Raw genomic sequence first — 11,926 nt, 5'->3', positions numbered from 1 at the left:
CGGCTTGTGAAAAATACTGAAATAGTCGTGCAGGGCGCACGAGCACATAATTTAAAAAATATCAATGTCACAATTCCACGCGATCAATTAGTCGTGCTAACAGGTTTATCGGGCTCAGGGAAATCATCATTAGCGTTCGATACGATTTATGCCGAGGGACAACGCCGTTATGTAGAATCCCTTTCAGCCTATGCCCGTCAATTTCTTGGTCAAATGGATAAACCAGACGTCGATGCGATAGAGGGATTATCTCCTGCTATTTCAATCGATCAAAAAACGACGAGCCGTAATCCACGTTCGACAGTTGGGACAGTAACGGAAATCTATGATTATTTACGTTTGCTATATGCGCGCATCGGTAAGCCCATTTGTCCGAATCATGGTGTTGAAATTACCTCCCAAACGATTGAGCAAATGGTCGATCGTTTACTAACTTATCCTGAAAGAACGAAAATGCAGTTGCTTGCTCCAATGGTAGCAGGGCGTAAGGGAACACACGTAAAGCTACTGGAGGATTTAAAAAAGCAAGGCTTTGTTCGAGTACGTATCGACGGTGAGCTACGTGATTTAGATGATTCGATTGAACTTGATAAAAACAAAAAGCATTCAATAGAAGTAGTCATCGATCGTGTTGTGATGAAGGAAGGTGTCGCGGCACGTCTTAGTGATTCCTTAGAGACAGCATTACGTTTGGCAGAAGGGCGAGTACTTGTCGATGTAATGGAGCATGAGGAATTATTATTTAGTGAGCATCATGCTTGTCCATTATGTGGATTTTCAATCGGTGAGCTAGAGCCTCGTATGTTTTCATTTAACAGTCCATTTGGAGCTTGTCCAAGCTGTGATGGTTTAGGCTCGACACAAGAGGTAGATCTTGATTTAGTGGTACCCGATTGGAATCGAAGTTTATTAGAGCATGCTTTAGCACCGTGGGAACCGACAAGCTCTCAATATTATCCACAGTTATTAAAGGCTGTGTGCGATCATTATGATATCCCGATGGACGTACCCGTAAAGGATCTGCCGAAAGAAAAGATGGATAAAATTTTATATGGTTCTGGTACAGAGAAAATCCACTTCCATTATGAAAATGAGTTTGGCAATGTGCGAGATCAAATGATCGAATTCGAAGGTGTTGTCCGTAATGTGGAGCGCCGTTTTAAGGAGACAACGTCTGATTACGTGCGTGAACAAATGGAAAAATATATGGCTCAGCAACCATGTCCATCTTGTAAAGGGTATCGCTTAAAGCCTGAAACATTAGCTGTAAAACTAGCAGATAAGCATATTGGTGAAGTTACACAGTATTCCATTCAAGAAGCTGATTCATTTTTCAAAGAGCTGAATTTATCAGAAAAGGATATGAAAATTGCTCGACTTGTTTTACGAGAAATTGAAGAACGACTGGGCTTCCTTGTCAATGTAGGGTTAGATTATTTAACGTTAAGTCGAGCGGCAGGAACGCTTTCAGGTGGAGAAGCGCAACGAATTCGCCTTGCGACGCAAATCGGCTCACGTTTAACAGGTGTGCTCTATATTTTAGACGAACCATCAATCGGCTTGCATCAACGTGATAATGATCGTCTTATAAGTACACTGCAAAATATGCGTGATATTGGCAATACGCTTATTGTTGTCGAGCACGATGAAGATACAATGCTTGCGGCTGATTATCTTATTGATGTTGGTCCTGGTGCAGGTGTGCATGGCGGTCAAATTGTAGCGGCAGGAACACCTCAGGAAGTAATGGAAAATGAAGAGTCTTTGACGGGGCAATATTTAAGTGGTAAGAAGTTTATTCCACTGCCAATTGAGCGACGCAAACCGAATGGACGCAAATTATCGATTAAAGGTGCCAAGGAAAATAATCTTCAAAATGTGAAGGTGGATGTACCACTTGGTTTATTCGTTGCCGTAACTGGGGTTTCAGGGTCAGGTAAATCAACGCTTATTAATGAAATTTTATATAAGTCATTGGCTCAAAAGCTTAATCGTTCAAAGGTGAAGCCAGGAGAACATAAAGAAATAACAGGGATTGATGAGCTCGAAAAGGTTATAGATATTGACCAATCACCAATCGGTCGTACACCTCGCTCTAATCCTGCTACGTATACAGGTGTTTTTGATGATATTCGAGATGTTTTCGCAGTAACAAATGAAGCAAAAGTACGTGGCTATAAAAAAGGTCGCTTTAGCTTCAACGTTAAGGGAGGTCGCTGTGAGGCCTGTCGTGGTGACGGTATTATAAAAATTGAAATGCATTTCCTACCAGATGTTTACGTGCCATGTGAAGTCTGTCATGGGAAGCGTTATAACCGTGAAACACTTGAAGTGAAATATAAAGATAAGAGCATTGCAGATATTTTAGATATGACGATTGAAAACGCAGTCGTATTCTTCGAAAATATTCCGAAAATCCAGCGTAAGCTACAAACAATCGTGGATGTAGGATTAGGCTATATGAAATTAGGACAACCTGCCACAACGTTATCTGGTGGTGAGGCACAGCGTGTAAAATTAGCCTCTGAATTACACCGTCGTTCAACAGGTAAATCATTCTATATTTTAGACGAGCCGACAACGGGCTTACATGCGCATGATATTGCACGTTTACTCGTTGTTTTACAGCGCCTTGTAGAAAATGGCGATTCAGTGCTAGTCATCGAACATAATTTAGATGTCATCAAAACAGCAGACTACATTATCGACTTAGGGCCTGAAGGTGGAGACAAAGGTGGCACGATTGTGGCAACAGGTACACCAGAAGAAGTCGCTGAAGTCAGTGGCTCGTATACAGGTAAATATTTAAAGCCAATATTAACAAGAGATCGTCAACGTATGGAAGCTGTTTTAGCCAAGGCTTCTCAATAAAGCCCCAAAAAGTTCGCAAATTTCCTAAGGAGATTTGCGAACTTTTTTACGATTAAGGGCATACTGCGAAGGCGGATGTCGATAAAAATTAAAAGTCTGGGTGATAAAACGTGAAAGTTAGTCGATAAACTTCAAAAGTTGGGTGATAAAACGTGAAAGTTAGTCGATAAACCTCAAAAGTTGGGTGATAAAACGTAAAAGTTTATCGATAAACTTTAAAAGTTGGATGACATTCTATTAAAACGTATGTCATGTGAATAAGTTGATTGGAGTGGAGGCTGTGGGGATCAGCGTCAGAGGAACGAAGGCTAAAAGCATCACATCCTGTGATAACGCCTTCGTGACCAACATCGTGTTGGCCCGAGACCTTGCAGCGAAGCGAAGCGGGAGGGGAACGAAGGCTAAAAGCATCACGTCCTGTGATAACGCCTTCGTGACCAACATCCTGTTGCCCCGACGCCCCCAGGAAGCTTTGCTCTGTGCGAAAGCGATGCTACAGCAACAACAAATGTTTTCTGTAGCGAAAGCAAAGCGGCAGCTACAAATGTTTTATCTGTGCGAAAGCGAAGCGACAGCAACAAAGCGCCCAGCCGGAACGGAAATCAACCACACGTTATGGAAATGAACCTAAAATAAGATATATTCCCAATTTTTCATTTTTTGGTGAAACTTTTCACAATGTGTTTCGTATAAATAATATAACGAACTGAGGGAGGCTATTTTAATTATGCAAAATGAACGTCAACGGATTTTAGAACTTGTGGAAAAAGGAACAATTTCAGCGCAAGAGGCGATTATATTATTAGAAGCATTAGAGCAACCTAGCAAGTCCACTCAACATGTTATGAATGATGTGTCAAATGAGGGCCAGCATTCCTCAACAGAAAAAGAGTCAGTATTTAAAGATGAAAGTCATAAGAATGAACAACCGCAAAAAGATGAAGATTTCTCTAAATACTTCCAAGAAGACATGCGAGATTTCCGTAAAGATTTAACACAAATCGGTTCACTTTTTATGGATATGATGAATACGGCAGTAAAAAAGGTCAAAGAATTTGATGTAACTTCTCCATTTGGTGATAAAGTTGAGTTTACACATACGGAAGAAGTTGCAGCTGAACATGTAGAAAATATAATTGCTGAATTACCGAATGGCAATTTTTCATTAGAAACCGCTGAAGGAGATAGCTTCCAAGTCGTTTGCAAGGTAAAGGCACCTCTTGTTAATGATAGTGAAGAGGAAACTCGTGCTAATTTCCTAGAGCAATTCGTTGTCAAGGAAGATGGAGATTCACTGCGAATTTTAAGTCAACTTAAGCTTGTGCAAGTAAATGTGAAAGTCCTTGTTCCAAAGGATAAATTAGAAAAATTATCAGTGCGTTTAATGAACGGAAGTGTGACTTTACAAGATACGGATTTCGAGCATTTAAAAGTAAAGACATTAAACGGTGCGATTAAAGGCTCTAAGTTTAACTTTGGAAAGGCAGAAGTGGATTCTTCTAATGGTTCCATTGAACTAACAAATGTTCGTGGGAAAGATTTAGAGGCTGAAACAATGAATGGCCGTGTCTATTTAGATGGCGCATTGGATGAAGTTGAAGCAAAATCGGTTAATGGACATGTTGTAGTCACAACATGCTCTACTAATTCATCGAAAATCAAAGCTCAAACAGTCGCAGGAGCTGTTGAATTGTATGTGCCGCGTACAATCTCGTTAAGCGGAAAAATTGTTACGAATTTTGGTAAAGTAGATGTGGGTATTCAAGATGTCTCGAAAATTGAATCACAGGATCAATTTTTATCAAAAGTAATACGTTTTGATAAAGAAGTAGAGAATGCTAATCGTCTATTTATCGAAGGTGAGTCTAAAACAGGTGCAGTTTTAGTACGCTATACAACGACTGACGAGCAGCATGTTTAACTTCTTTCAGCAAATATATTTTGTACCGAAAGCGTAGCGACAGGTACAGAAGTCTCCCCTCTATAGGTGGCTAGATGAATGCGAATCTAAGCTACTGTTCAGGGGTGTCCCAACACCTGCTGAAAGAAGTTAAAGCCTCCGGCGGATGTCACAGAATCGGAAAGGAGTTCTTTGTGCAAGCACAAAGCCGATTCTGGACGCAATTATGCCGAGGCATAATTGATATAAAAAAAGCATTCAAGCTATGTAAACCAACATAGCTTGAATGCTTTTTTTTCTGCTCAAAAACTTTAGAAAAGCAGAAATCGACTTTCCTCTAATGGGCTCGATTTCTGTTTTTTTTATATGTCGAGTTTTAACACATTTATGGCAAACAGATAACGAAATAGCAGGAACTACCATGGAATGAAATGAAACTGTAATGAAAAAGGTAGAATTAGAGTGTTATAATAGGTAACGAAATACCTCTTACAAGGTAAGAGATTTAGGTGGTTTAAATATGATAGAAATGAAAAATGTGACAAAGAAGTACCCAAATGGTGTTGTTGCGACAAATGGGATTTCCGTTAACATAAAGCAAGGTGAATTTGTCTACGTTGTAGGTCCAAGTGGAGCAGGGAAATCTACATTCATTAAATTAATGTATCGCGAAGAAAAAGCTACTTCGGGAGTAATAACTGTTAATGGTATAGATTTAGCTTCCTTGAAAAATAAAAAAGTACCTTTTTTACGTCGTCAAATCGGAGTGGTTTTCCAAGATTTTAAACTTCTACCTCGTTTGAATGTTTATGAAAACGTAGCGTTTGCTCTAGAGGTAATCGAGGAAGAACCAGTGGAAATTCGCCGCCGGGTGATGGAGGTTTTAGAGCTTGTAGGACTGAAGCAAAAGGCTAGAATGTTCCCTAATGAACTGTCAGGTGGAGAACAGCAGCGTGTTTCGATTGCACGATCGATTGTGAATGTGCCGAAGGTCGTTATTGCGGATGAACCTACTGGGAATCTTGACCCTGAGACGTCTTGGGAAATTATGAATTTATTTGAAGAAATTAATGCGAGAGGTACAACTATAGTAATGGCAACACATAACCGTGAAATCGTAAATACGATTCGTCGTCGAGTAATTGCAATAGAAGGCGGAATGATTGTCCGTGATGAGCACGGGGGTGACTACGGCTATGAAATTTAATACGGTAAAACGTCACTTCAGAGAAAGTTTAAAGTCTCTTGGCCGTAATAGCTGGATGACTATTGCTTCCGTAAGTGCAGTTACAGTTACATTAATATTAGTAGGTGTCTTTGCGCTTATTATGATGAATTTAAATAAAGTAGCATCTGATTTAGAAAACGATGTTGAAATTAAAGTGTTAATTGATGAAACAGCAGGTAAAGCTGATGAAAAAGCGCTCATGGAAAAAATTAAGAAATTGCCAGATATCGAAGAGATGACCTATTCGACAAGGGAAAATGAATTAACCAAATTAGTAAAAGATTTTGGTGACGATTTTAAACTATTTGAGCAAAGTAATCCATTACGTAATGTAATTTATGTGAAGGCTTCAGATCCTCAGCAAACAGCTACTGTTGCTAAAACAATTGAAAAATTTAATTATACATATGACGTTATGTATGGTGAAGGCAAAGTAGAAAAGCTATTTAACTTCTTAAATATTAGCCGTAACGTAGGGGTCGTGCTTATTTTAGGATTATTATTTACAGCGATTTTCTTAATTTCTAATACGATTCGAATTACCATTATTGCACGTCGTGATGAAATAGAGATTATGAAACTTGTCGGAGCAACGAATTCATTCGTACGTATCCCGTTTTTATTAGAAGGAATGTGGCTCGGAATTTTAGGTTCTATTATTCCGATTGCGGTCATCGCAACCCTTTACCACAATGTATATAAAATTATTGCGCCTCGATTAAAAGGCGAACTTGTTCAAGTACTTGATTTCTCACCTCTTGTGTACCAAGTAAGCGGTCTACTATTACTGATTGGTGTGCTAATTGGTATTTGGGGAAGTTTCATGTCAGTACGTAAGTTTTTAAAAATTTAGTTTCGTTAAGCTTCACACTAAGTTAGCTGAGGCAGAACGAACATCAACCAAAATTAATAGTCGAAAAGGAGTTCAACCGGTGAAAAGTATGGCGAAAAACTTAATGAAATTACTAGCTGCATCATCTGCACTATTTCTTTTTATCCAAACTCCATCAGCTTATGCAAATAGTTTATCGGATTTAAAAGATGAAAAAAGACAAATTGAATCAAAGAAAGATGGCTTAAATTCATCCATCCAAAATAAATCAAATGCTATTACTGTAAATGAAGACAAGCAACAAAAAATATTAGATCAAATTCAAACATTAAATGCTGAAATTGATAAAACGAATAGTAATATTAAAAATGTATTAGCAGAAATTCAAACTACAAATAAAGAAATAAAAGCTTTAGAAGATGATATAGCAGAGCTTCTGCGTAAAATTGAAGAACGTGACTTATTGTTAGAGGATCGTGCTCGTGCTATTCAGGCTGGTGGTTCCGTTAGCTATTTAGATGTACTACTTAGTTCTAATAGCTTCGTAGATTTTATCGATCGATTCTCTGCTGTCAATGCTTTACTAGAAGCGGATCGTCAAATTATCCAAGATCAAAAAGAGGATAAGCAAAAGTTAGAGGAACAAAAGCAAGTCTTAGAAAGCAAACGCCAAAAGCTCGAAGATAAAAAAGCTGAGCTTGATCGTTTAAAAGCATCATTGAATGGACAAAAAACTGAGAAAAACAAATTAATCGATCAATTAGAAAAAGAACAAGCAAAGCTGAAGACTGAAAAAGTATTGCTTGAGAAAGAATATTCTGAGGCTCTTGAGATTAGTGCGGATTTACAACAAAAAATCATTCATGAGCAAAATCGATTAGCTGAAATTGCTCGTCAACAAGAAGAGAAACGTAAGGCAGCCGCTGCTGCAGCAGCAGCCGCAGCAAAAGCATCAAATTCAAGTAATTCAAGCAGTTCAAGCAGTTCAAGCAGTAATAGTGGCGGAGGGTCTTCAACAGTCGAAGCCCCAGCATCGAATGGTACATGGATTAAGCCAACAAATGGTCGTTTAACATCACCTTATGGCTGGCGTAATATTGGCGCAGGTCCAGAATTCCACTATGGAGTCGATCTTGCCAATAGTACAGGTACTCCAATTTGGGCAGCTGCTGACGGTGTTGTTTCTTACGCTGCACCACTTAGCACATATGGTAATGTTGTTATCGTTACACATTCTATCGACGGTCAAATTTATACAACAGTGTATGCACACTTAAATTCTTTCAATGTTAGTGTTGGTTCAGAAGTATCCCAAGGTCAACAAATAGGAACAATGGGTATGACTGGACGTGTAACAGGACCTCACTTACACTTTGAAGTGCACATCGGCGCTTGGCAAGGACAAGCAGCCGGAAGTGTGAATCCATTAAAATATATTCCGGTATAAACATATTGCAAGCTATACATTAGGGTACTTCTAATGTATAGCTTTTTTTGTTTTCTTCATTCTTTATAGTAAAAAATATACGCCTGATTTAAGTTGGACCTAGCGTTATGTAGAAGCCTTTTCCCTAGTGTGGCATCATTTTATGTAATATAATTACAGTGTGAATACCTTGATGGGTATTTCAATAAAAAAAGATCATCAAAAGTTTATTTTTTGCATGTTTCAGGGAGATTTATTGAACACAGTGTGAAATGACAGTTCATATAAAGAATATATGCTATGCTGAATCTATCTTTTTTGTGGGGGATTTTTTAGGTGAATAATACAGAATGGTTCTCTATTCGGGCACTAACATTACCAGCAACGGCTGTTGCTCTGCTTGTGGCATTTTTCATTGTATGGCTCGTTTTACGGGTACAATTTTCGAAGAAATGGGCGGGGGTATATGGAGACGCAGTTTTTACCTTTATTCTCGTTTGGAAATTTAGCATAATTGTTACTGATTTTAAAGCTGTTATTGCTCAACCGTTTGCGCTACTTTATTTCAATGGCGGAACAATTGGTGTCTTTTTAGGAGTAATGGCAGCATCGCTACAGCTTTGGTGGAAGCGCCAAAAAATTCATTTTGACGAAACTGGAATCGCTGCTTGTAGCTGGGCAATCATTTTAACGCAATCGATCTATCAATGGCTTGTAGTGTTACTAAATGATAATCAAACCAATAGCGAAGTGATTACTTTACTTGTGCTAAGCACACTAACAGTCCTCATACTATGGAAAATAACGGCTATCAAACGTGCATTATTTTTATACACGTTTGGTCTTATGATAGTGGCCTTCTTTCAGCCACATGGTTTATGGCAACCGGCTGTAGGGGTGAGCGGCATATTACTTATAGTAGGTATAGGGATTCAACGTTTTGCTGGCGTAACTAAATTATTTGGAGGTAAGAAATGAAAAAAAATATTGGACTACTTATCGTCGTGTTATTAGTAGTCGCGATGATTGGTACATATGTTAGACAACAGATTGATAAAGATCGTGAAATTGAAACAGCTTCTCTAGGGAAAGAAATGGATGAACGAAAGATTGGATTAAAAAATGGAGATACACCACCGGATTTTACTTTAACAAGCTTGGATGGCGAAGATGTGACATTAAGTGAGCTTCGTGGAAAAAAAGTCGTGTTAAACTTTTGGGCAACATGGTGTCCACCATGTAAGGCAGAAATGCCACATATGCAAAATTATTACGAACAATATGCTAAAAAAGATAATGTAGAAATAATAGCAGTCAATTTAACAGAGGCTGAGCGAGATGTTACAGAGGACGCAAAAATAGATTCTGTCATGACATTTAGAGAAAGTTTCGATTTAACATTCCCTATTTTACTCGACCAGAAAAACTCAGCCGGTTTAGCCTACCAAGTAATAACGATTCCTACAACCTATTTTATTGATTCAAATGGATATATTCAACGTGCAATTAAAGGGCCGATGAATGTGGAAATGTTAAAAAGCTATGTAGATGCAATGGACTAAGCAAAAAATAAATTTCAAAGAATCTGCTCGTTTGCTGAAGAAACGAAGCAGATTTTTTTATATGAATATTTTCTTATTTATCAAATACCCGCGATTGGAGGTAGAATACCCGCGAAAGGCGAGTGAATACCCGCGGAAGGAAGGTAAATACCCGCGATTGGATAGAATACCCGCGGAAGGGAGGTAAATACCCGCGAAAGGCGAGTGAATACCCGCGGAAGGAAAGCAAATACCCGCGAAAGGCGGGTGAATACCTGCGGAAGGAATGTAAATACCCGCAAATAACGAAAGAATACTCACACTATGAAATGCAAATCCCCTCAATCTGCAATAGAATACCCGCGCTACGAAAAAGAAAACCTGCGATACACAATAGAATACTAGCGAAACAAAAATCATAGGATTCAACAAAGTGGTTTGAAGCTTAATCTTGTATGTTTGAAAAATAAAATTCATACAGTAGAAGAGACGGAGGAGGGAAGGTTTGCGCAAAATAGTGGCGGGTGTTGGCGTACTTGCTAGTAGTCTATTGTTAGGGAGTGGCATTTATTTTGACTGGTTTAATTTAGGGGATAAAAAGGAACCGGTCGTTACAGAGGCTGATTCGATTAATGAAGCGATGAATTTAATTGAAGAAAAATCTGTATACAGTACGAAAAAAGATGCATTGGTGGAAGGGGCACTTCGTGGTATGGCTGATGCTATTAAGGACCCTTATAGCACCTATTATTCGAAGGAAGAGGCGGAACAGCACCGACAAATGTTAGCTGAGGAACGAGTGGGTATTGGGATTGAGCTAACTGAAAATAATGGGAAATTTATTGTTGTGTCTCCAGTCCGTTCGTCTCCAGCAGATAAGGCAGGTATGCGCTCTCTCGATGAAATTGTACAAGTTGATGGCACTCGAGTGGAAGGTAAAAAGATGAGTGAATTAATGCATTTAATTCAAGGGGAGAAAGGGACGAAAGTAACGATTGTCGTCTATCGTCCAAGTGAAGATAAACATATTAAAATGACGATGGAACGAGCAGCAATTTCCAATAAAACAGTGACGAGTGAAGTAGTGAAAGTAGAAAATACGCCGATAGGTTATGTGGAAATTTCGATTTTTGGTGAGAAAACGGCCAATGAATGGGTTGCTGAAACGAGTAAATTGCTTCGACAAGATATAAAAGGGTTAGTGATTGATGTGCGGGATAATCCAGGTGGTTATTTACATAGCGTCGCAGCGCTACTGAGCACAGTATTGGAGAATGGCAAAGTGTTTGCCTATATGCAAAATGCTGAAGGTGCTATGGAACCATTAAAAACGGAATCAAAAAGCTTTGACGAAAAATATTTAAAGACTATGTACAAAATACCGATTGTTGTTTTACAGAATGCGGGCAGTGCATCTGCTAGTGAAGTGCTTGGTGGCGCTTTAAAAGGATGGGGGCGTGCTTCCCTTGTTGGTGTTAAGAGCTTTGGAAAGGGAACAGTACAGGAGTCTTGGTCTCTGAAAAATGGTGGAGAGCTTAAATTGTCCACAAATAAATGGCTGACGCCAAAGCGCGAATGGATTCATGGGCAAGGGATTGAGGCTAATTTAGTAATTGAACAAAATGAATTATTCGCTTTCCAGATGCACCCACTATCAGGCAAGTTTAAAGAGGGCGATATGAGTGAGGAAATTGCTTATACGCAAAATGCTTTAAAAAAGCTAGGTTATAAAATTGCTCGTTTAGACGGTTACTTGGATGAATCGACGGATGAGGCTGTGAAGCTTTATCGAGAGGATAAGAAATTGAAAAAAGCAGAAGAGAATATTAATATAGACACTACCTTCTTTAACAGCTTAAACGAAACGTTGAAAAAATATAAAGAGGACCGTCAAAATGATGTACAGTTCCAAATGGCGACAAGCTTTTTATTGCATAATATTGAAGAATAAAAAATAGTAGATAGTTTGATTTGAGGATATAGACTGATATTTTGGTCTCATATCCTCATTTTTTATTATTATAAACTGGGACATCCACCAAAATGACGAAAAAAATAAGAATAGAAGTCTTTCTACTAGTTAGTACTACGCAAGAGTGTAGTCGTTTGATACAATAAATTCATAGTA

9 protein-coding genes are annotated in these 11,926 nt (G+C 38.7%); all 9 read left to right on the top strand.

What is annotated here, in order from left to right:
- Positions 1-6: 6 nt before the first annotated feature.
- The 9 genes from uvrA (at position 7) to ACQKMI_RS15250 (ending at position 11,749) form a co-directional block, all read left to right on the top strand.
- The gene (gene uvrA / locus ACQKMI_RS15290) at positions 7-2,871 is read left to right on the top strand and encodes an excinuclease ABC subunit UvrA (protein ID WP_427490293.1); all 2,865 of its coding nucleotides are present in this window, start codon (positions 7-9) and stop codon (positions 2,869-2,871) included.
- Between the two features lie 280 nt (positions 2,872-3,151).
- Positions 3,152-3,496 (top strand): hypothetical protein, encoded by a 345-nt coding sequence (locus ACQKMI_RS15285; RefSeq protein ID WP_427490291.1) that lies wholly within the window; start codon positions 3,152-3,154, stop codon positions 3,494-3,496.
- 102 nt (positions 3,497-3,598) lie between these two features.
- Positions 3,599-4,792, top strand: a complete 1,194-nt coding sequence (locus ACQKMI_RS15280; protein WP_427490289.1) for a DUF4097 family beta strand repeat-containing protein — start codon at positions 3,599-3,601, stop codon at positions 4,790-4,792.
- A gap of 499 nt (positions 4,793-5,291) precedes the next feature.
- Positions 5,292-5,978: a cell division ATP-binding protein FtsE gene (gene ftsE, locus ACQKMI_RS15275; RefSeq protein WP_427490287.1), complete on the top strand. Its 687-nt coding sequence runs from the start codon at positions 5,292-5,294 to the stop codon at positions 5,976-5,978.
- Positions 5,968-6,852 carry a permease-like cell division protein FtsX gene (gene ftsX, locus ACQKMI_RS15270; protein WP_427490285.1) on the top strand — a complete coding sequence of 295 codons (885 nt, stop codon included), beginning with the start codon at positions 5,968-5,970 and terminating at the stop codon, positions 6,850-6,852. The genes ftsE and ftsX overlap by 11 nt, the downstream gene beginning before the upstream one ends.
- A gap of 79 nt (positions 6,853-6,931) precedes the next feature.
- Positions 6,932-8,278: a murein hydrolase activator EnvC family protein gene (locus tag ACQKMI_RS15265; protein ID WP_427490283.1), complete on the top strand. Its 1,347-nt coding sequence runs from the start codon at positions 6,932-6,934 to the stop codon at positions 8,276-8,278.
- 315 nt (positions 8,279-8,593) lie between these two features.
- Positions 8,594-9,235, top strand: coding sequence for a hypothetical protein (locus tag ACQKMI_RS15260; protein WP_427490281.1), 642 nt, complete (start codon positions 8,594-8,596; stop codon positions 9,233-9,235).
- Positions 9,232-9,819: a redoxin domain-containing protein gene (locus ACQKMI_RS15255; protein ID WP_427490279.1), complete on the top strand. Its 588-nt coding sequence runs from the start codon at positions 9,232-9,234 to the stop codon at positions 9,817-9,819. Before ACQKMI_RS15260 ends, ACQKMI_RS15255 begins: the two co-directional genes overlap by 4 nt.
- 484 nt (positions 9,820-10,303) lie before the next feature.
- A complete protein-coding gene (locus ACQKMI_RS15250) occupies positions 10,304-11,749 on the top strand; it encodes a S41 family peptidase (protein ID WP_427490277.1) in 1,446 nt (481 codons plus the stop codon).
- Positions 11,750-11,926 lie beyond the last annotated feature (177 nt).

The sequence above is a fragment of the Lysinibacillus sp. NPDC097214 genome, assembly GCF_050277945.1.
In the GTDB taxonomy this organism is placed as follows: domain Bacteria; phylum Bacillota; class Bacilli; order Bacillales_A; family Planococcaceae; genus Lysinibacillus; species Lysinibacillus xylanilyticus_B.
The sequence above is the reverse complement of the archived record's forward strand: the minus strand, read 5'-3'. Positions and strand labels throughout refer to the sequence as shown.